Source organism: Actinomadura latina NBRC 106108, from assembly GCF_001552195.1.
Taxonomy (GTDB): domain Bacteria; phylum Actinomycetota; class Actinomycetes; order Streptosporangiales; family Streptosporangiaceae; genus Spirillospora; species Spirillospora latina.
The window spans coordinates 302,345-321,061 of record NZ_BCQS01000003.1; the positions used below are offsets into that span (position 1 = coordinate 302,345).

Here is an 18,717-nt window from a genome sequence, read left to right on the forward strand (position 1 = left end):
ACGGGGTCACGAGGCCAGCAGGGTGGCGATCGTCTTGTTCAGGCGGGACGTGCGGACAGCCGGAGTCCGGGCTTTGAGGAGCGGGAGGATGAGCAGGTAGCGGTCGGTCTTGCCGAGCTTCTCGAAGCGCGCCGCGGCCTGCGGGTGGTCGGCGAGGGCGGCGGCCAGGTCGGGCGGGACGGCGGCGTCGCGCTGGGCGGCGTAGGCGGCGGCCCAGCGGCCGTCCGCGCGGGCGGCGTCGATCTCCGCCATGCCGGCCGGACGCATCCGGCCGGCGGCGATCAGCGCCTCCGCGCGCTCGACGTTGATCCGCGACCACGGACTCCCTGGTCGGCGGCGCGAGTATCGCTGCAGGTAGAAGTGCTCGTCATAGGCCTTGCGCCGGCTGTCGATCCAGCCGTGGCACAGCGCCACCTCGCCCGCGTCCCCGATGGTGAGCGACGCGACGGGCGCACCCTTCTTGGCGATCTTCAACCAGACGCCGTCCTCGGTGTCGTGGTGCGCGGCCAGCCACGCGCCCCACTCGGCGGCGTCCTGAAAGTGCATCAATGGCGACCCTCATGTTCGGTTACCCAAAGGGTCGCACGGCCCGGCAGGCGGCACACCTCCCGGGGATGTCACCAGGTCGCGCGATGCTTGCCGACGTAGCCGTACCTCCGGGACGCGGCGTATGTGGTGGCGGTCCATGTCAGCAGGGCCGCACACGGCATGCCCAGGAGCGCGGCGACCAGCGTCATACCGCGCCTCCCGCGAGGTAGTGCAGCCGCCGGCGCGCGCCGTCACGGTCGTCGGCACGCAGCGGGAACTCGGCCCACATGCGGTCCTGCCGGGCCGCCTCCCTGACACACGCGTCAGCATCCGGCCCGTACACGACGGACTCCAGCCCCGCCGCGATCTCGCGGCCCGACAGGCGCCCACTCAGCCGGGCCGTCCAGTATTTCCCGTCCGCGTCGAACTCCAATGCTTCCCACCGCCGCGACGCGCGCGCCGTAGTCTCGTTGTCCAAGGGTCGTTCGCCTCCTACTGGCGTTCGGTCCGTAGCCCCGCCTGGACGGTTCCGACGTCTGGGCGGGGCGCTTTGGTCTGGCCACACCATACCCGTGTAACGCTGCGGTACACCGGGTAACCCGGCATGACCCCGTGCGACCCACCATGGACGAGTGGAGTTCGATCTGGAGCAGCCGCGCGCCGCGTATCTCGTCATCGCCGAGACGATCGAGGACGAGATACGCGCGGGCAGGTTGCGGCCGGGGCAGCGCATTCCGTCCGCGAGGGAGATCGCTGACGAAGCGGGTGTCGGGATGCGAACCGCAGAGACCGCCCTGCGCCTCCTGCGCGAGAAGGGCCTGACCGTCGCCGTAGTCGGAAAGGCGACCTACGTAGCGCCGGATGTTGAGCAGCGCCCGACTGGTGAGCAACCACAGGATGACGAGTCGTCCCGCGAGTGACCCAGCTGTCCAGCGCGTTCGTGGTCGCGGTTCCGCACGCCGACACGAACGGCACTGGCTGACCATTCGCGTTGCTGCGGCTCGTGCGCGGCCTTGAGCATTGAGCGTGATGCTGACGATGGCGGCAGCGGCAACGTACGTCGCTGTGCGGAGAGACGCGCTGTGACCAGGGCCTTTTTCTGAGCCCACCCGGCGGCGAAATCCGAGGCATGTGTGAAGCGAATCTTGGGGGGCAGGCGTACGGGCGCGTAGCTAGATCACATGGCGCTACGCGACACAGCCGACGACCGATCCGGCGGCGACCGTCGACGTCCGACGGTCCGGGAGGACCGGACGCCGGGAAGGACAGCGATGATGTCCCCCCAGCATTCCGCACACGAGGACAGAGGCCACCGGGAAGCGGCGCAGATCCCCGACCGCAGCGTGGCGCAGACCGCGTCCGGCCACGGTGCGGTGATGACTCCCGCGGCGGCGCGCATTGCGGCGATCGCCCGCATGGTGCTCGGTTTCGTGTTCGTGTGGGCGTTCCTGGACAAGACCTTCGGGTGGGGATACGCGACCGACGCCAAGAAGGCCTGGATCGAAGGCGGGTCCCCCACTCGGGGCTTCCTGTCCACCGTGGCGGTGGGGCCGCTCGAATCGTCCTTCCACAACTGGGCCGGAGACACCTGGGCGGACTGGCTGTTCATGCTCGGGCTGGGCGCGATCGGGCTGGCCGTCGTACTGGGCATCGCGCTGCGCCCCGCCGCTCTGGCCGGCACCGTGCTGATGGCGTTCATGTGGGCGGCCGAGTGGCCACCGGCCCAGCATGCCTCCGACGGCAAACCCACGATGTCCACCAACCCGATCGTCGACTACCACGTCGTCTACGCGGTACTGCTGATCGTGCTGGCGGCGGTGTACGCGGGGAACACCTGGGGACTGGGCCGTGCCTGGGCGCGCCTACCCGTCATTCGCAGCAGCCGCTGGCTGCTCTAGATCGAAACGTTCTGCGCTGGTCAGAAGCCGATGTAGAGGAAGACGATGCCGCCGACGACGTGCGCGACGACCGTGATGATCAGGATGGCGATGAAGAGGTTCTTCGCCGTCGGGTGATCGAAGTGGGAGCCGGGACGGCCGCGCTGCGTCGAGCGCGCCTCGGCCTGCCGTTCGCGGTCGTCCATGGACGGCAGGAAGGCCGGTCGTCTCAGGGCCACGGGTCAGCGTCCTTCCTGCCCAGGGGTTGGGTCCACCTCTGTCAACGCCGTGCCGGCGCGGTTGTAGTCCCTGCGGCCGTCTCGGTCGGGGCATGCTCCTTGGGTAGCTTGGGACGCATGTCGTCCTCTCTCGTGTCGCCGCGGCAGGTCGCGCCGTCGACGCGGCGGCGCAACCTCGGGGCCGTGCTGCGGGAGGTGCACCGAGACGGGGCGGTGTCGCGCACCGAGCTCGCCGAGCGGATGGGCGTGAACCGCAGCACGATCCTGACGCTGATCGCCAAGCTCGCCGCGACGGGGCTGGTGCGGGAGGAGCCGTCGGCGGGGACGGGACGGGCGGGCCGGCCGTCGCTGGTCGTCCGCGCCGAGACCGGCCGCGTGTACGTGCTGGCGTTCGACGTCGCGGTGGACCGGCTGGCCGCCGCCAGGGTCGGGCTCGGCGGCACGGTCCTGGAGCGCCGGGAGGCGCCGCGGCGCAGGGGGCAGGACGACCTGGACGAGGTGGTCGGCGTCCTCGCCGCGTTCGGCGACGCGCTCGTGGCCGCCGCCCCGCCGGAAGCGGAGTGCGTGGGCGTCGGCGTGTCCTACTGCGGCCTGATCAGGGCCGTCGACGGGAAGGTGCGGCTGGCGCCCACCATGGGGTGGACGGACCTCGACGTCGGCCCGGAGCTGGGTAGGCGACTGGGTCTCGGGCTGCCCGTGGACGTCGGCAACGAGGCGCATCTGGGCGCTCTGGCCGAGCAGGTGCGCGGTGCGGGCGCCGGCCGTCAGAACCTCGTCTACCTGCACGGGGACGTCGGGGTGGGCGGCGGCATCATCGTCGGCGGACGGCTGCTGGACGGTGACGAGGGCTACGCCGCCGAACTCGGCCACATGATCGTCAACCCGTACGACGGCCGTCCCTGCAACTGCGGTTCGCGCGGCTGCCTGGAGGCGGAGGTGGGCGAGGCGGCGCTGCTGGAGGCGGCCGGGCGCACCGGCGGCCCGGTCGGCCGGGAGGGCGTCCGGGCGGTCGTGCGGGCGGCGGAGGACGGCGACCCGGCGGCCCGCGCGGCCCTGGACCAGGTCGGCGGCTGGCTCGGCATCGGCGTGGTCAACCTGATCAACCTGTTCAATCCCGGCGCCGTCGTCTTCGGCGGCATGCTCAGCGAGATCTACCGCTGGGCGGCGCCTCTCATCCGTGACCGGGTGACGACCGGTGGCCTGCCGGTGTCCCGCGAGCGCGTCGCGCTCCGCACCGCCGCCCTCGGATACGACGCGACCCTGGCGGGGGCGGCCGAGCTGGGCTTCGCCTCGCTGCTGGCCGATCCCCTGGGCGTTCTCGGCGCCGAGAACGCGTAGCGCCGGGTTCCCCCACGCGGGGGAAGGCCGCGGCTCCCTAGGGGGACGTGCCGGGCGGGGCGGTCAGATGAGCATGAAGTCCTGCCGATCAAGGAGGACTCCATGACCACCGCCCGTCCTGTGCCCCGATGGGCCGAATGGGTCGCCCACGCCGTCCCGTTCACCGTGCTGCCGTCCGGCCTGTGGCGGATCGCTCTGGGCCTCGGCGTGCCGATGGGGTTCGCGGAGGGCAGCGCGCTCGCCGACTTCCCGCATCCGATCGGCACCCCGTACGTCTTCGCGCTCAGCACCGTCGCCGAACTCTTCGCCCTGCTCGCGTTCGGCCTGGTCCGGCCCTGGGGCGAGGTGTTCCCGCACTGGTTCCCGCTGGTCGGCGGGCGCCGGGTGCCCGTGCCGTTCGCCGTGGGCGCCGCGTCGCTGGGGGCGGTGGCGGTCACGCTCATCGGCCTGACCGGGGCCTCCGGCTGGACGGACGCGATGGCCGACAGCGACAGCCCCCGCGGTTTCGCCGGAACGGTGATGACGCTCGCCTACGCGCCCTTCCTCGCCTGGGGGCCGCTGCTGGCGATCCTGACCGTCCACTACTGCCGCCGCCGCACCGTGCGCGGTGTGCCGGCCGCGGCGTGATGTCACATCGCGTCCGGTGCGGTCCGTCGCCCATGTGTCGGACCGCTTGAAGGAGAAGCCATGGAAGCGCGGATGAAGAACCCGGCCCACGTCCTGCCCAGCGCGATGGAGGGCATCGGGTGCCTGATACAGGCCATCAACGCGGGCGGTCTGACGCACGAGCTGCAGGAACTGGTCTCGCTGCGCGTCAGCCAGATCAACGGGTGCGGTGCCTGCGCGTACGGGCACGTCCACAACCTGATCATGGCCGGTGAGACCGCCGAGCGGATGGCGGCTGTCGCGGCCTGGCGGGACGCGCCGTTCTTCACGGCCGCCGAGCGGGCGGCGCTGGACCTCACCGAGCACGTCACCCGGCTCGCCGACCGCTCCGCGCCGTCGGTCCCGGACGACCTGTGGGACGAGGTCACCGGCCACTTCGACGAGCGGCGGCTGTCGGCCCTCATCCTCGTGATCTCGCTGACGAACCTGTTCAACCGCATCAACACGACCATCGGGGAGCCCGCCGGGGCCACCTGGGACTGATCACTCCGTCAGGACGGGCGTCCGCCCGCGTGCTCTTCCAGCTCAAGGTCGATGAACGCGGCGATCATCGCCCGCCACACGGCCTCGGCGACCTCGGGCGCCAGGCCGGCGTCCGCCGCGCGCCGCCGGGCCAGGGCGACGACCCGCTCCACCCGGTCGGGGGCGCGGACGGCCTGCTCGTCGGTCTTGAAGGCGGCGGCGGCACGCACCAGTCCCTGCCGCTCGGCCAGCAGCCGGACGAGCTCACCGTCGATCCCGTCGATCCGGGCACGCACCTCGGCCAGCGATTCCATGGGTCGATGCTCCCATGGCGGGGGCTATGTCGCCGAAGTGGTGAACTGGGTGATCGTGACCTTCTGTGCGGGTTGGCCGTCGTCACCGCCGCCCTTCACGCCCTTCTTGGCGATCTGGTCGATGATGTCCATGCCGGACCTGATCTGCCCGAACACTGGGTAGTCGGACGGAAGGTCGGGTGCGTCCCCGTAGAGGATGAAGAACTGGCTGCCGTTGGTGTTCGGCCCCGCGTTGGCCATCGCCACCGTCCCCCTGGCGTAGGACGCGCCGGACGTGTTCTCGTTGTCGAACATGTAGGACGGCCCTCCCGTCCCGGTGCCGGTCGGGTCGCCGCACTGGAGCACCTTCAAGGTGGGGTTCGTCGTCAGGCGGTGGCAGGACGTGCCGTCGTAGAAGCCCTTGCTCACGAGGAAGGCCAGCGAGTTCACCGTGCAGGGCGCCGCCGCGGGATCCAGCTTCAGTTCCAGCGTGCCCAGGTTCGTCCTGATGGTGGCACTGGTCGGCTGCGCGTCCGGCACGCGGACCGGCGGCGTCCCGACGGACTTGGCGCCCTTGCCCGACGCGGGCGGATAGTCGCACGTCGCCGCCGCGGCCTGGGTCCGCACGACCGGCTCGCGGGCCTTCTCCCCGCCGTTCTTGACCAAGAGCGCGGTGGCGAGCCCGCCCACCACCAGGAGCACTCCGGCCGCCGCCGCCCCGACGACCAGCAGCGGCCGTCCACCCGCCGCGCGTCCGCTCCCCGCGGGAGGGAACCCGCCGGGCATCCCTGCGCCGGGTGCCCGTCCGGCGCCCGGCAGCGTCCCGGCGTTGTGCGGTGCCGGCATGCCCGGCGGCGGCCCGGCGGCGGCACCCGGCGTTCCGGTACCCGGCCAGGCGCCCGGCGGCGCCCAGCCGACCGGCAGCGGACCGGCGCCCGGCAGCGGACCGGCGCCGGACGGGGCGCCGGCGGCGGAGGTGCCTTCGGCGAGGAGGTCGGCGTCCGGCCCGATGCCGAGGAGGCGCTGGAGGACCTGGGTGGCGGTGAGGCGGGCCGCCGGGTCCTTGGCCAGGCAGGACGCCACCAGGTCGCGCAGCCGGTCGGTCAGCGCGCCCAGCTCCGGCTCCCCGTACAGGATGCGCTGCATGATCGCCGGGACGGAGTCGGTGCCGAACGGCGGCACACCGTTGGCGGCGAACGCCATCGTGCAGCCCCACGCGAACATGTCCACCGGTGCGCCGCCGGGCGACCCCGAGACCTGCTCGGGCGCCATGTAGGCGGGCGTGCCGACGGCGCCGGTCATGGTGGCGGACGTGGCGTCGAGCGGCCGGGCGATGCCGAAGTCGATGACCTTCGGGCCGTCCGGGCCGAGCAGCACGTTCGCCGGTTTGAAGTCGCGGTGGACGACGCCCGCCTCGTGGATCGCCGCCAGCGCCGTGGCGGTGCCGATGGCCAGCCTGACCTGCTCGTCGGAGGACGCGGCGCCCCGCTCGGCGATCAGGTCCTTGAGCGACGGCCCGGCCACGTACTCGGTGATGATGTGCGGGAGGTCGTCGTCGGCCGCGGCGGCGAGGATGCGCGCGGTGCAGAACGGCGCGACCCGCCGGGCCGCGGCCAGTTCCCGCTCGAAGGCGGTGCGGGCGCGGGGGTCCCGCCCGAAGTCGGCGTGCAGGAGCTTGACCGCGACGCGCTGCCCGGTGTCCGACTCGCCCAGGTAGACGGTGCCCTGGGCGCCTTCACCGATGCGGGAGGCCAACCGGAACCCGCCGACCTCACGGGGATCGTTGGCGCGCAGCGGACGGGTCTCCGGCATTCATGACCTCCCCGATGAAAACGGAGAGAGCAGACTATCGGCGTCACTCCGCCCGGCCGAGCCGCAGCAGCAGGTCGAGGAGGGTCGCCCGCTCGCCGTCGGACAGCGGGGCGAAGAACTCGGCGAGGACGTCGTCGGCGACGGCGTGCCCGTCCGCCAGGACCTTCTCGCCGGCGGGCGTGAGGTGGTGCTCGATGCTCCGCCCGCGTCCGGGGCACCGGTCGATGAGGTGCTGGGCGGTGAGGCGCCCGGCGAGCGTCCCGAACGCCTGCTCGCTCTGGAACGTGTCCGCGGCCAGGGCCCGGGCGGACGCTCCCGGCGACCGGCCGATCGCCCGCAGCGCGTCCCATTGCGCCAGCGTGGTGCCGATTGCGGCGAGCCTGCTGTCGAGCATCCGGTGCTGCCGGTGCTGGGCCTGCTCGACCGCTCTCCCCAGGACTTGTCCTTCGACGGCCATGTGCCCAGCTTAGAGCGGGGTCAGGACGACGCGATGAGGTCCCTGTACCAGGCGTAGGACTTCTTCGGCGTGCGCTTCTGCGTCTCGTAGTCGACGTGGACGAGCCCGAAGCGCGGGTGGTACCCCTCGGCCCATTCGAAGTTGTCCAGGAGCGACCACGCGTAGTAGCCGCGGATATCGATGCCCTCGTCGATGGCCGTGCGCATGGCCTTGATGTGGGCGTCCAGGAACTCGATGCGGGACGAGTCGTCCACCACTCCGTCCGGACCGATCTCGTCCTGGAACGAGCACCCGTTCTCAGTGATGTAGAGGGGCGGCAGGTCGTACCTGGTGTCGAGCGTACGGAGCAGTGACAGGAACGCGTCCGGGACGATCGGCCAGCCCATCCCCGTGGTCGGGTACTCGGTGATGTCCACGATGTCGAAGGGCAGCGGCCCCTCGGACGCGTTCGCCACCCGCGTCGGGTGGTAGTAGTTCACGCCCAGGAAGTCGATGGGCGAGGCGATGACCGTCAGGTCCTCCGAGCGGATGTACGGCGCGTCCCCGATCAGGGCGGGGTAGCGGCCGAGCAGCACGGGGTCGGTGAACAGCCGGTTCATGAACGCGTCGAACGCGTCGGCGGCCGGCTGGTCTCCGGGGGACGCGGCCCACGCGGGGGAGTAGTGGTTCGTCAGCCCGACGGCGCGGGCGCCCCGGCTGCGCAGCGCGTTCACGGAGAGGCCGTGGGCGAGGAGCTGGTGGTGCGCGGTGGGGAGCGCGTCCATCATGAGGGCCCGGCCGGGCGCGTAGACGCCGAACGCGTAGCCGTAGGCCATGACGACCACGGGCTCGTTCAGGGTTATCCACATGTCCACGCGGTCGGCGAGTCGCTCGGCCACCAGGTAGGAGAATTCGGCGAACCGGTAGGCGGTGTCGCGTTCCATCCAGCCGCCGGCGTCTTCGAGCGGCTGCGGGAGGTCCCAGTGGTAGAGGGTGGCGGCGGGCGCGATGCCGGCGGCGAGCAGCCCGTCGACGAGCCGCTCGTAGAAGTCGAGGCCCTTGGCGTTGACCGGGCCGTTCCCGGACGGCTGTACGCGCGGCCACGCGATCGAGAACCGGTAGGAGCCGACCCCGAGACCCGACATCAGCGCGACGTCCTCGGGCCACCGGTGGTAGTGGTCGCAGGCGATGTCGCCGGTGTGGCCGTCCCGGACGCGTCCCGGCGTGTGCGCGAAGGTGTCCCAGGTGGACGGTCCCCGCCCGTCCTCGTCCACCGCGCCCTCGATCTGGTAGGCGGCGGTGGCGACGCCCCATCGGAAGCCGTCTGGAAGCCCCATGGCAGTTCCCCTCCCCGCGTGCCGGCCAAAATGCGAATAGCTTTCGGATATTAGTCGGGGGGTGGTGCGGGCGGAAGACTCCGGTGGCCCCGGGGTGCCGAACGCCAGGCCATGCATGCGGGGCACCCTCCCGTCCGGGGGACAATGGCGGGGTGACCGAGATCCGTACCCCGCTCCGCCGCCGCCCAGCCCAGCGCCGCAGCGCCGAACGCGTCCAGCGGATGCTCGACGCCTGCGCGGAGATCCTCGACGAGGACGGCTACGACGGCCTCACCACGACGCGCATCGCGCAGCGCGCCGAGGTGGCGATCGGCTCGGTGTACCAGTTCTTCCCCGACAAGCGCGCGGTCGCGCAGGCCCTCGCGCTGCGCAACCTGGAGGAGTTCGGCGACCGCATCTCGGCCCGGCTCGCCGAGGGCGGCTTCGGCGCCTGGTCCGACACGGTCGGCGCGATCATCGAGATCTTCGTGGAGATGCACCGCACCGTCCCCGGCTTCCGGGTGCTGCGGTTCGGCGACGTCGCCGACGTCAACCTGCTCGACTCCGACGCCGACAACAACGCGGTGGTCGCCGACCGGCTGCGCACGATGATCGTCGAGACGTTCGGCATCCAGGACACCCCCGGCCTCGCCACCGCGCTCGCCATCTCGGTCGAGGCCGGCGACGCCGTCCTGAAGATGGCGTTCCGCCGCAGCCCGGACGGCGATCCGGAGATCCTCGCCGAGGCGGAGCGCTTGATACACGGCTACCTGGCCGACCACATCCAGGAGTCCTGACCCGGCCCCACCCCACCCCACCCCGCCCCGAGACCGCACCGCGCCCGCCCCGCCGGGCCGGAACCGCGGATGGGGTGGTTTCGTCCAAGATGCGGTGGTTGGGGCTGTACTCCTGGAAAACCCGGGATGGAGCGGACGCGCTGTGGCAGACTCCCACCGCACAACGCGACAGAACGGGTGAGTTCGCTGGACGAAGAGAGACTCCAAGCGCAGAACAGGCTGCTGATCCGGCAGCGGGTGCGCCTGATGGTGAACCAGTACGAGGTGCACGCCGAGGCGCCCGGCGGCGGGGAGGGCGAGCTGCTCGCCTTCGCCCAGCAGAAGCGGCTGGCGTTCAAGGAACAGGTCACCCTGTACTCGGACGACTCCAAGACGCGTCCGATCCTCGGGTTCAAGGCGCGCAAGCGCATCGACCTGGCCTCCGCCTACGACATCACGGACGCGCACGGCCAGCCCATCGGGGTCTTCCGCAAGGACTTCAAGAAGTCGCTGCTGGCGTCGACCTGGCATCTGGAGCAGCCGGGCCTCGGCGTGACCACGGGCTCCGAGCGCAACAAGTTCGTGGCGGTCCTGCGGCGGGTCTGGCAGATCATCCCGTACGTGGACAGCCTGCCGTTCGCGTGGCCGTACCACTTCGACTTCTACGCCGGTGACCAGGTCGTCTTCTCGGTGGAGAAGAAGTTCGGCTTCCGCGACCGGTACACCGTCGACATCAAGGACCAGCGTCTCGACCGGCGCCTGGTCATCGCCCAGGCCGTCGGCCTCGACGCCCTCCAGTCGCGCTGACCTGCCCTTTCGCAGGCGTGACGCCGTCCGCGTGGACGGGTTCAGCCGTCGCCCGCCTCCCCGTGCAGGGGTGCGGGCGACGGCTTTTCCAGCGCTTGGTTCCCGCTTGACGCTGGTTTCCGCGCGCTTTACATGTTACTAAGGTATGTAAAGCCATGGGCGGTGCAACCGGCGTCGCGAGGGCGCGGCGCAACGCCTGGAGGAGGATCCCCCCGTGAGTTCCTTTGACCTCTACTCCACCCCGGTCCCGACCGAGACGTGGAACGTCCCCATGGCGGGCGACACCCGCTTCACCTGGGAGTACGACGAAGGACGCGACCGGCTGCTGAACCTGTACCAGAAGGGCAAGGACAAGCAGTGGGACGCGCAGAAGCGCATCGACTGGGACCTTGAGGTCGACCCGATCAACGTCGCCGGCCTGCCGGAGAACTTCAACCCCCTCTTCGGGTCCGACATCTGGGAGAAGATGTCGCAGAAGGAGCGGGACGAGTTCGGCCGCCACCAGGGATCGTGGCTGTTCAGCCAGTTCCTGCACGGCGAGCAGGGCGCGCTGAACGTGTCGGCGCGCATCGTCCAGTCCGTCCCCGACCTGGACTCGAAGTTCTACGCCGCGACCCAGACCATGGACGAGGCGCGGCACGTCGAGCTCTACACGAAGTTCGTGCACGAGAAGATCGGCATGTACTACCCGATCAACCAGGACCTGGCGAAGCTGCTCGCCGAGTCGCTGGAGGACAGCCGCTGGGACCTCCCCTACCTCGGCATGCAGGTCCTCATCGAGGGCCTCGCCCTCGCCGCGTTCGGGCTGTACCGCGACATGTCGACGAACCCGCTGGTCAAGCAGCTGCTCGCGTACGTCATGCAGGACGAGGCGCGGCACGTCGCGTTCGGGCGGCTCGCGCTCAAGGACTACTACGCCGAGCTCACCGACAAGGAGCGGGCCGAGCGCGAGGAGTTCGTCGTCGAGGGCTGCTACCTGATGCGCGACCGGTTCAAGGGACGCGAGATCTTCGAGCAGCTCGACATGCCCGTCGACAAGTGCATGGAGTTCGTCGACAACTCCGATATGTACACCCTCTATCAGTCGCTGCTGTTCAGCCGTATCGTCCCGTGCGTCCGGGACGTGGGCCTCTGGGGCGACAAGGTGCAGGCCGCCTACCAGGACATGGGCGTTCTCGACAACGCCAAGGCCGACCTCGAGGCGCTCATGAAGCAGGACGAGGAGATCGCCGAGAAGGTCGACGAGGAGAAGTACGCGGCCGAGCTCGCGGCGCGCAAGGGCGAGGTCGACGAGGCCATCTCGCTCGGCACGGCCGAGTAGCCGGCACCCGGTCAGGCGGGGGCGTCCCACTGGGCGCCCCCGCTTCGCCTTTTGTCGGACATTGTCGTTCTTTTCGCGTACGGCGGAATGTCGCCGATCAATTCGAGAGATCTTTCCGGGGTTTACCCATGGATTCTCGAATTCGCCGTGCCGGACCCCGGGCTGTACTAATGTCCCCGCTCGACGGTGCACCGTTCTACCACCCGAGCGGGCGCACAGCACGTGCAGGGTCAAAGCCGAAAAAACCCCGGGGGAAAGAATGAACCGATCAGCCAGAGTCCTGCTGGGCGTCGCCGCCCTCGCTCCGCTCGCCGCGCTCGCCGTAGCGGCCGCGCCCGCGAACGCCGCGCCGGGCCCGTCCACCGCGTTCCTCTACGACACCGCCGCCGCTGCCTACCCGGTCACCCGGACGCTCCCTGACCCGGTCGTGCGGACCGGCGGCCAGACCGCCGAGACGGTCACCGGCGCCGTCGACGGCGTCCTCCGCGCCGCCCCGGGGACGTCCCGCGTCCGCCCCGGAGCCGACCGCTGCAAGCTGAACCCGGGCAGGACGGTCAACTCGAAGACCGGCGCGGGCCTGCCGGAGACGCCGCTGCCCGCCGTCGGCCGGACCCCGCTGGGCGGCCTGGCCAAGGGTGACTGCCTGGGCGCCCGCCGCGCCGACATGCCGGTGAGCATGGCGCTTCCCGCGGATCTGCCGGCCGTGCCGCCCGTGCTCGGCTCGGCGCAGCCCGGCGGGCTGCCGGTCGGCTCCGGGCTGTTCCCGGCGGGGGCCCGGCACGCCACGCCGGTGCCGTCCGACGACGTCCTCGGGAAGGCGAACGGCACCGTGAACAAGGCCGGCGCGAACCTCGACCAGCCGGAGCAGGGCGTCGGGCGGGTCGTGGACGTGCTCAAGGCCAAGGAGCGGGCCGCGCGCCCGGCGAGCGGCCCGGGATCGGACGGCCCGCTGTCCATGCCCGACGCGGCCGCGCTCGGGCTCCCCGCGCTGCCCGCGCTGCCCGGGATCGGGTGACGCGCACACTCTCCGCCGCGCTCACGGGGCGTTCCGCACATGCGATGGCATGTGCGGAACGCCCCGTTCCGTTTGCCGAGCAAGCGATTGTTATATGTCCGAGATCACACCTTCAATGGCGAGTAAAGAAGATCTACAAACCCAGTTACCGCATGGAGCCGGTCAACTCCCCAGCGCAAAGACTAGGGTGACAAACCCCACAAACTAGGGCCCTACGTCTTGATTCACGCGACACGCAACGTACGGTCAAGGACTTGTGCGGCACTTCTGATCAAAAGTGAAGATGCCTTTCCAGCCGCACGTGCCGGACGCCGGACCGCGATGACGCGGACGCGCACGCGAGAGAGCGGCGCGGAGACGAGCGGGCGAGGACCCGCGGGCGGCGAACGACTCGGGGACGAACGAGGTCGCCCGAGCGCGCCGTGAGATGAGCCGGGCGTCCGGGGCCCTGTCCCCGAACAAAGGACCCATCTGTGGGTAGCCCTGTCAGGCGTCTTCTGCGAACACGCCTTCGTACCATCCTGATCGTCTCCGGAGCCGCCGCCGTCGCCGTCCTGGCGGCGAGCGCGTTCGCGCTGGCCAACAACGGCGGATCCGCAAGATCGGCGCAGGCCGCGCAGACCGCGCCACCGCCCGCCGACCCGCTGGCCGGCCGGCCGAACGCCGATCCGCCGCGGGCGAGCCGCGGCGAGCCGCGCGCACCGGAACCGTCGCCGACCGAGTCCGCGAAGAAGAAGGCTCACAAGTCCGACACCAAGGCGGCGCACCTGGCGAAGCCGAAGAAGAAGACCGGGAAGAAGCACGACAAGGTGATCGACTCGGGCTCCTGCGAGGCCTCCTACTACTGGGAGGGCCAGATGACGGCGAGCGGTGAGCGCTTCGACCCGAGCGAGCTGACGGCCGCGCACAAGACGCTGCCGATGGGCTCCAAGGTCCGCGTGACGAACAAGAACAACGGCCGGTCGGTCACCGTCCGCATCAACGACCGGGGCCCGTACGCGGGCGGCCGCTGCCTGGACCTGTCCAGGGCCGCGATGAAGAAGGTCGGCGGTACCGGGGCGGGCGTGATCCCCGTCCGCTACGAGGTCCTGTCCCGCGGCTGATCCGTGTGGATCCACCACCCGCCCGGCGGGCGCCGAACCGCGCCCGCCGGGCGTTTCACCTCGCGGCCCAGGCCCCGTGCAGATCGCCGGCCGGCGCCCCGCCGGCCGGATCGCCATCGCCCGCCTGGTCCGGCACCGGGTCCGCGTCGGCGGGCGGGCCGGCGGCCCGGTCGGTCAGCGGGCGGGCCAGGTGGTCGCGGAACCAGTCGGTGAGGGCGGTGTCCACCTGGACGGCCTCGGTGATCGGCGGGCGGGGCTCGGTGCCGGGCTCGGCGGCCAGCGCGTGCCCCATGCGGAACGTGGCGGACTCGACCGGCCCGGTGCCGTGCCCGCGCAGGGCGTCGCGCAGGGACGTGATCTCCCGCGCGGGGACGACGCGGTCCTTCGCGCCGCCGATGAGCAGCGTCGGGACGTCCCGCCCGGCGAGCCCGGAGGCGAGGGAGCCGAGGTCGAGCCGGTCGGCGAGGCCGGCGGCGTGCGCCGTCCAGTCCCGGTCGCGGCCGGACCGCTTCTCCACCGCCCGCGCGGCCCGCGCCGGGGCGACGACGGGCGCCACGAGCGCGGCGGTGCTCACCGGCACCGCGCCGCGCAGCACGGCCAGCAGCGCGGCGGCGGCGCCCGCGCTGAAGCCGGCCAGGGCGACGGGGCCGTCCGGGAGCGCGAGGTCGCGGCGGATCTCCGCGAGGGCGCCGGGCAGCCGCTCGACGGCGCTCTCCACCGCCGCGCAGTACAGCTCGATGGCCTCGGTCTCCAGGATCGCGCCCGAGCCGAGCCCGCCGGGCGAGCGTCCCGGCAGGTCGAGGAAGACCCGCCACACCGGCACGCCGGTCATCGGGACCGCCGCCGCGAGTGCGGCCGCCGTGCGGGGCGGGTCGAAACCCGGCCAGGCCGCGATCAGCCGGGTCGGGCCCGAGGCGGCCGCGTCGACCGCGGTCGGCGGCAGCGCGACGTAGGCGTCGCCTGCCGCGACGCCGTGGACGGGACGGTGCGTAGGGTCGCCGCTCATGTCGGTTCGTCAGCTCCTGCGATGCTCGACGGGCCGTGCCGGTCGTGCTGGGGGAGGCGCCCGCGGGCCCATGCTCGCAGTGCGCGCGAGGGAACACGCCGTGAAACGCCGCAGGTCGTCCAGGAGAGTGATGAAGGACTCACCTCAGGTAACCCGGATGGAACCGCGGCGCGATGTTTTGCAGGCATCCTCCGCGATCATTCCGGCACCGCCTCCGGCGCGGCGCCTGTGACTCCCGCCTCATGCCCGAGGTGAGGGAACATTTCCGGCAGACGTCGCGTCCTAGTTATGCGTGGGCGCCGCGGGGGCGCGCCCTCCGAACGTTCGGACGAGGAGTGCCTGTGGACAGGAAGCGCAGTGCGGCCGCCGCCGGGCAGGCGTGGCAGATCTACAGCGAGACACTTCAGCCCGACGCCCCGGGGCTCTGGACGCGGGTACGCGCCGTCCCCCGGATGCTGAAGTCGGTCCTGCGCGGGCGGTACAAGGGCATGTCCTTCGGGACGCTCGGACTGCTCGCCCTGGGGCTCGTCTACATCGTCTCCCCGATCGACGCCATTCCCGACGTGATCCCGATCGCGGGCATCGCCGACGACACCGGCCTGGCCCTGTGGCTGGCCGCCCTGCTCGTCAAGTCCGCGGGCGACTTCGTCACCTGGGAGCGCGGCGGCCGGCCCACCGTCATCGTCGGCGAACCCGTCGACTGACCCGCGTCACCTGAGGCCCGGCCGCGTCACGTGGCCGGGCTCAGCTCTTTCGCGAACCGCTCGGCGGCGTCCCGCATGATGGGCACGACGTCCGGGACGGCCTCGCGCGTCATGCGTCCGGACGGGCCGGAGACCGAGATCGCCGTCAGCGCCGGCGCCCCGGGCAGCGGCACCGCGACGCAGCGGACACCGATCTCCTGCTCCTCGTCGTCCAGCGCGTAGCCCCGCTCGCGGATCCGCCGCAGCTCCGCCAGGAGCGCGTCGGGGTCGGTGAAGGTCTTGGGGGTGTGCGCGTCCATGCCGGTCCGCGCCAGGATCTCCCGCACCCGCTGATCGGGCAGTTGCGACAGCAGCGCCTTCCCTACACCGGTGCAATGCGGTTGTACGCGCCGTCCCACCTCGGTGAACATGCGCATCGAATGCTTGGACGGCACCTGCGCGACGTAGACGGCCTCGTCGCCTTCGAGTACCGCCATGTTGGCCGTCTCGCCGATTTCGTCCACCAGCCGGGCCAGCACCGGCCGCGCCCACGTGCCGAGCAGCCGGCTCGCGCCCTCGCCCAGCCGGACGAGCCGCGGGCCCAGGGCGTAGCGCTTGGACGGCTCCTGCCGCACGTAACCCTGGTTCACCAGCGTCCGCATCAGCCGGTAGATCGTCGGCATAGGCAGCCCGGAGACCTCCGTCAGCTCCGACAGCGCCATCTCGCCCCCCGCGTCCGCCAGATGCTCCAGCAGGTCGAACGCGCGCTCCAGCGACCGAACGGCCTCCGCCACCCCGGGTCTCCTCTCCCTCGCAACCCACCCGATTCTACGGAGAACCGATTTCACTGTGCGAAAGAGGGGTGGTTGCCAGAGTGATGCACGTTACTCGCCCGCGCGACGTGGCAATAACAGTCTGTGCCCGGCGCCACGGCGCCGCCCCCCTGGCAGCCATGCAGGAGACCGCTGGGGGGGAACGGTGAGGACACGCTGGGGCGCCATCGCGGCCGGTGCCGCACTGGCCGCGCCACTGACGCTGGCGAGCACGTCCGCCGAGGCCGAGCAGCCCGCCGTCCAGTTGCTGATGGACATCACGACCTCCAAGGTCACCACCACCGGACCGGACTACGCCCTGACCTACACGGTCCGCGTCCACGCCGAAGACGGCGTCGCTCACAACACGGCCCTGCGCCTCACCGCCGAACGCCCCCTTTCCTGGACGCGGCACTCTCCAGGCTGCCTGCCCGATTCCGCCCACCGGCTCCGCTGCCCCCTGGGCGACCTGGGCGAGGACGCCCAAGAACGAACGGCCACCATCCGAGTCCCACCCTCAGCGATGTCTGCTCCGTCCCTGAGCGTCGTCGCAGTAGCGGACGCCTCGAACGCCCTCCGCCGCACGCTCCGCGCGGAATTCGCCCTCTCCAGCACACCCGGTGACTGCCCGTCCACCAAGACCAAGACTGGCGACGACCCGTGCCCGCAGCCGTGCGGAACCGGCAAGCCGAACGCACACGAAAACCCATGCCCGACCACGCAGCCCCCTAGCCCGAAGCCGACTGCAGGTGACGGCCACTCGCCGACAAGAGCGCCGTGCACGCACACCCGACCGTGCCCTACGACGCAGCCCTCAGGGAGCAAGCCGACCCCGAGCGGCCACTCCGTCACGCCGCCCGGGGCCGGACACTGCACGTCCAGTAAGGCGAGCGCGGGTGGAAGGCCCTGTACGTCTGCGCAACCTCCTAGCCCGAGGCCGACTGTGGGTGGCGGTCACTCGTCGGCAGGTGTGCCGTGTGCGGGTGGTGGTGCGTGCCCTACGTCGAAGCCAACGGGGGCCAAGCCATCCCAGAGTGGCCATTCTGGGCTTGCGCCCACGGCTGGTCACTGCACGTCCAGTAAAGCGAGTGCGGGTGGGAGGACGTGTCCGTCTGCGCAGCCTGCCAGCCCGGGGCCGAGCGTTGGTGGCAGCCATACGCCGACAGGCGGGCCGTTGCCGGGTGGCCATTCTGGGGTTGCGCCCACGGCCGGTCACTGCACGTCCAGTAAGGCGAGCGCGGGTCAGAGGCCCTGTGTGTCGGCGCAACCTGCTAGCCCGGAGCCGACCGTTGGCGGTAGCCATACGTCGACGGGTGGGCCGTTGCCGGGTGGACATTCTGGGGTTGCGCCGACTCAGGGGGGTCACGGTGGGGCGGGCGGTCCGTCGCCGGGAGGGTTTGAAGTGCCGGATCTGCCTACCGTGTCGCCGCCCGGGGCGGTTGCGCTGCCTCCTGTCAATGCGCCGGCGGGGCCGGTGGTGGCGCCCGGGGAGAGCCGGATGACGCTGGTGGCGCCGGCCGGGATGCGGGAGTCGGACGAGACGGACTGGGCGGTCGTCATCGCCGTCGCGCTCGTGGCCGAGATCGGCCTCTTGTGGGGTTTCGCCTGTGTCGCCCTGGTGCGGCGGCGGCTGGCACTGCGGCGGGCCCTGTCCGACGGATGACGCGGTTCGTCGACGACGAGAACGGTGGGTGCGCCCGTTCTAGACAGCCGTATCGAAGGACGTGCCACCCCAAATCGGGCCCGGTGTCAGTAAGCTGACCGCCGGACTGTAAACGCTGTCGTGACGGACAGGGGATCCGGTATGTCAGACGCGACGCTGCAATGCCCGAAGTGCGAGTCGAGGCTCGACACCCATGAGCGCCACGGGGTCGTGATCGAGGAATGCCCGGGGTGCAAGGGCGTGTTCCTCGACCGCGGCGAGCTGGAGCAGCTGATCGACGCGGAGAGCCGCTACCTGGCCGAGCTTCCGGACGAGGTGAACCCGGAGACGACCTACCAGGGGCGGCACCGCCGGGGCATCGTGGAGCGGATCTTCGCCGTTGACCAGTAGGCTCCGGCACGGTCGGTGACGGCGCGTACGCCCATGTGTGAAGGGGGATTTCCTCTTGTCACGAGGGTGACAAACCCGGCGCTGCCGAATGTGTCCGCGGGCTAATATCGCTCACTGACTACCATCCGGTAGCTTTACGATCATCGCCGGTCGCCGGGCCGTCCAGACACAGCC

22 protein-coding genes are annotated in these 18,717 nt (G+C 71.3%); 13 read left to right on the top strand and 9 right to left on the bottom strand.

Going from position 1 to position 18,717, the window contains the following annotated elements; all coding sequences use genetic code 11:
• Window positions 1-6: 6 nt before the first annotated feature.
• Both AL2_RS02170 and AL2_RS02175 read right to left on the bottom strand, forming a co-directional pair.
• On the bottom strand, window positions 7-546 hold the full coding sequence (locus AL2_RS02170) for a YdeI/OmpD-associated family protein (protein ID WP_067628579.1): 540 nt from the start codon (window positions 544-546) through the stop codon (window positions 7-9).
• Window positions 547-733: 187 nt separating this feature from the next.
• Window positions 734-1,006 carry a hypothetical protein gene (locus tag AL2_RS02175; protein WP_067628580.1) on the bottom strand — a complete coding sequence of 91 codons (273 nt, stop codon included), beginning with the start codon at window positions 1,004-1,006 and terminating at the stop codon, window positions 734-736.
• A 154-nt stretch (window positions 1,007-1,160) separates the two neighbouring features.
• Here AL2_RS02175 and AL2_RS02180 point away from each other — a divergent pair, with 154 nt between their 5' ends.
• Both AL2_RS02180 and AL2_RS02185 read left to right on the top strand, forming a co-directional pair.
• Window positions 1,161-1,448, top strand: a complete 288-nt coding sequence (locus AL2_RS02180; RefSeq protein ID WP_083945851.1) for a GntR family transcriptional regulator — start codon at window positions 1,161-1,163, stop codon at window positions 1,446-1,448.
• 354 nt (window positions 1,449-1,802) lie between these two features.
• Window positions 1,803-2,426 carry a DoxX family membrane protein gene (locus tag AL2_RS02185; RefSeq protein WP_067630076.1) on the top strand — a complete coding sequence of 208 codons (624 nt, stop codon included), beginning with the start codon at window positions 1,803-1,805 and terminating at the stop codon, window positions 2,424-2,426.
• A gap of 20 nt (window positions 2,427-2,446) precedes the next feature.
• Here AL2_RS02185 and AL2_RS02190 read toward each other — a convergent pair whose 3' ends face one another.
• A complete protein-coding gene (locus AL2_RS02190; protein ID WP_067628582.1) occupies window positions 2,447-2,644 on the bottom strand; it encodes a hypothetical protein in 198 nt (65 codons plus the stop codon).
• A gap of 117 nt (window positions 2,645-2,761) precedes the next feature.
• On the opposite strand from AL2_RS02190, the gene AL2_RS02195 reads away from it, so the two are divergent.
• The 3 genes from AL2_RS02195 to AL2_RS02205 all read left to right on the top strand — a co-directional run bounded on the left by AL2_RS02195 (window position 2,762) and on the right by AL2_RS02205 (window position 5,131).
• Window positions 2,762-3,982, top strand: a complete 1,221-nt coding sequence (locus tag AL2_RS02195) for an ROK family transcriptional regulator (protein ID WP_067628584.1) — start codon at window positions 2,762-2,764, stop codon at window positions 3,980-3,982.
• A gap of 102 nt (window positions 3,983-4,084) precedes the next feature.
• Complete coding sequence (locus tag AL2_RS02200) at window positions 4,085-4,609, top strand: hypothetical protein (RefSeq protein ID WP_067628588.1); 525 nt, start codon at window positions 4,085-4,087, stop codon at window positions 4,607-4,609.
• Between the two features lie 60 nt (window positions 4,610-4,669).
• On the top strand, window positions 4,670-5,131 hold the full coding sequence (locus AL2_RS02205) for a carboxymuconolactone decarboxylase family protein (protein ID WP_067628589.1): 462 nt from the start codon (window positions 4,670-4,672) through the stop codon (window positions 5,129-5,131).
• Between the two features lie 8 nt (window positions 5,132-5,139).
• Here AL2_RS02205 and AL2_RS02210 read toward each other — a convergent pair whose 3' ends face one another.
• From AL2_RS02210 to AL2_RS02225, 4 genes are read right to left on the bottom strand one after another with little or no spacing between them, the layout of a single operon-like run.
• A complete protein-coding gene (locus AL2_RS02210; RefSeq protein WP_067628591.1) occupies window positions 5,140-5,424 on the bottom strand; it encodes a chorismate mutase in 285 nt (94 codons plus the stop codon).
• Between the two features lie 24 nt (window positions 5,425-5,448).
• The gene (locus AL2_RS02215; protein WP_067628593.1) at window positions 5,449-7,215 is read right to left on the bottom strand and encodes a protein kinase domain-containing protein; all 1,767 of its coding nucleotides are present in this window, start codon (window positions 7,213-7,215) and stop codon (window positions 5,449-5,451) included.
• A 43-nt stretch (window positions 7,216-7,258) separates the two neighbouring features.
• Window positions 7,259-7,672 carry a MarR family winged helix-turn-helix transcriptional regulator gene (locus AL2_RS02220; RefSeq protein ID WP_067628595.1) on the bottom strand — a complete coding sequence of 138 codons (414 nt, stop codon included), beginning with the start codon at window positions 7,670-7,672 and terminating at the stop codon, window positions 7,259-7,261.
• A 20-nt stretch (window positions 7,673-7,692) separates the two neighbouring features.
• A complete protein-coding gene (locus AL2_RS02225) occupies window positions 7,693-8,988 on the bottom strand; it encodes a GH1 family beta-glucosidase (RefSeq protein ID WP_067628598.1) in 1,296 nt (431 codons plus the stop codon).
• A gap of 152 nt (window positions 8,989-9,140) precedes the next feature.
• Between AL2_RS02225 and AL2_RS02230 the strand changes: the two genes are divergently transcribed.
• From AL2_RS02230 to AL2_RS39690, 5 genes are all read left to right on the top strand, one after another.
• On the top strand, window positions 9,141-9,764 hold the full coding sequence (locus tag AL2_RS02230; protein ID WP_067628600.1) for a TetR/AcrR family transcriptional regulator: 624 nt from the start codon (window positions 9,141-9,143) through the stop codon (window positions 9,762-9,764).
• Window positions 9,765-9,941: 177 nt separating this feature from the next.
• On the top strand, window positions 9,942-10,550 hold the full coding sequence (locus AL2_RS02235; RefSeq protein ID WP_245666259.1) for an LURP-one-related family protein: 609 nt from the start codon (window positions 9,942-9,944) through the stop codon (window positions 10,548-10,550).
• A 214-nt stretch (window positions 10,551-10,764) separates the two neighbouring features.
• Entirely contained in the window at window positions 10,765-11,871 is a 1,107-nt protein-coding gene (locus AL2_RS02240) for a ferritin-like domain-containing protein (protein ID WP_067628601.1), read from the top strand.
• Window positions 11,872-12,130: 259 nt separating this feature from the next.
• Complete coding sequence (locus AL2_RS02245; RefSeq protein ID WP_067628603.1) at window positions 12,131-12,886, top strand: hypothetical protein; 756 nt, start codon at window positions 12,131-12,133, stop codon at window positions 12,884-12,886.
• Window positions 12,887-13,359: 473 nt separating this feature from the next.
• Window positions 13,360-13,989 (top strand): septal ring lytic transglycosylase RlpA family protein, encoded by a 630-nt coding sequence (locus AL2_RS39690; RefSeq protein ID WP_281181562.1) that lies wholly within the window; start codon window positions 13,360-13,362, stop codon window positions 13,987-13,989.
• 55 nt (window positions 13,990-14,044) lie between these two features.
• On the opposite strand, the gene AL2_RS02255 is transcribed toward AL2_RS39690, so the two are convergent.
• Complete coding sequence (locus tag AL2_RS02255; RefSeq protein ID WP_174550804.1) at window positions 14,045-14,995, bottom strand: alpha/beta hydrolase; 951 nt, start codon at window positions 14,993-14,995, stop codon at window positions 14,045-14,047.
• Window positions 14,996-15,336: 341 nt separating this feature from the next.
• Between AL2_RS02255 and AL2_RS02260 the strand changes: the two genes are divergently transcribed.
• On the top strand, window positions 15,337-15,699 hold the full coding sequence (locus tag AL2_RS02260; protein ID WP_067628606.1) for a YkvA family protein: 363 nt from the start codon (window positions 15,337-15,339) through the stop codon (window positions 15,697-15,699).
• Window positions 15,700-15,725: 26 nt separating this feature from the next.
• Here AL2_RS02260 and AL2_RS02265 read toward each other — a convergent pair whose 3' ends face one another.
• The gene (locus AL2_RS02265) at window positions 15,726-16,472 is read right to left on the bottom strand and encodes an IclR family transcriptional regulator (protein WP_281181563.1); all 747 of its coding nucleotides are present in this window, start codon (window positions 16,470-16,472) and stop codon (window positions 15,726-15,728) included.
• A gap of 1,516 nt (window positions 16,473-17,988) precedes the next feature.
• On the opposite strand from AL2_RS02265, the gene AL2_RS37160 reads away from it, so the two are divergent.
• Window positions 17,989-18,153, top strand: a complete 165-nt coding sequence (locus AL2_RS37160; protein WP_157437968.1) for a hypothetical protein — start codon at window positions 17,989-17,991, stop codon at window positions 18,151-18,153.
• 141 nt (window positions 18,154-18,294) lie between these two features.
• Window positions 18,295-18,543, top strand: a complete 249-nt coding sequence (locus tag AL2_RS02270; protein ID WP_067628608.1) for a TFIIB-type zinc ribbon-containing protein — start codon at window positions 18,295-18,297, stop codon at window positions 18,541-18,543.
• Window positions 18,544-18,717 lie beyond the last annotated feature (174 nt).

Bases quoted from the DNA above. Each gene is read 5' to 3' on its own strand.
- AL2_RS02170 (WP_067628579.1), bottom strand. From the start codon at position 546: ATGCACTTTCAGGACGCCGCCGAGTGGGGCGCGTGGCTGGCCGCGCAC.
- AL2_RS02185 (WP_067630076.1), top strand. From the start codon at position 1,803: ATGTCCCCCCAGCATTCCGCACACGAGGACAGAGGCCACCGGGAAGCG.
- AL2_RS02195 (WP_067628584.1), top strand. From the start codon at position 2,762: ATGTCGTCCTCTCTCGTGTCGCCGCGGCAGGTCGCGCCGTCGACGCGG.
- AL2_RS02200 (WP_067628588.1), top strand. From the start codon at position 4,085: ATGACCACCGCCCGTCCTGTGCCCCGATGGGCCGAATGGGTCGCCCAC.
- AL2_RS02205 (WP_067628589.1), top strand. From the start codon at position 4,670: ATGGAAGCGCGGATGAAGAACCCGGCCCACGTCCTGCCCAGCGCGATG.
- AL2_RS02210 (WP_067628591.1), bottom strand. From the start codon at position 5,424: ATGGAATCGCTGGCCGAGGTGCGTGCCCGGATCGACGGGATCGACGGT.
- AL2_RS02215 (WP_067628593.1), bottom strand. From the start codon at position 7,215: ATGCCGGAGACCCGTCCGCTGCGCGCCAACGATCCCCGTGAGGTCGGC.
- AL2_RS02220 (WP_067628595.1), bottom strand. From the start codon at position 7,672: ATGGCCGTCGAAGGACAAGTCCTGGGGAGAGCGGTCGAGCAGGCCCAG.
- AL2_RS02225 (WP_067628598.1), bottom strand. From the start codon at position 8,988: ATGGGGCTTCCAGACGGCTTCCGATGGGGCGTCGCCACCGCCGCCTAC.
- AL2_RS02245 (WP_067628603.1), top strand. From the start codon at position 12,131: ATGAACCGATCAGCCAGAGTCCTGCTGGGCGTCGCCGCCCTCGCTCCG.
- AL2_RS02255 (WP_174550804.1), bottom strand. From the start codon at position 14,995: ATGAGCGGCGACCCTACGCACCGTCCCGTCCACGGCGTCGCGGCAGGC.
- AL2_RS37160 (WP_157437968.1), top strand. From the start codon at position 17,989: ATGACGCTGGTGGCGCCGGCCGGGATGCGGGAGTCGGACGAGACGGAC.
- AL2_RS02270 (WP_067628608.1), top strand. From the start codon at position 18,295: ATGTCAGACGCGACGCTGCAATGCCCGAAGTGCGAGTCGAGGCTCGAC.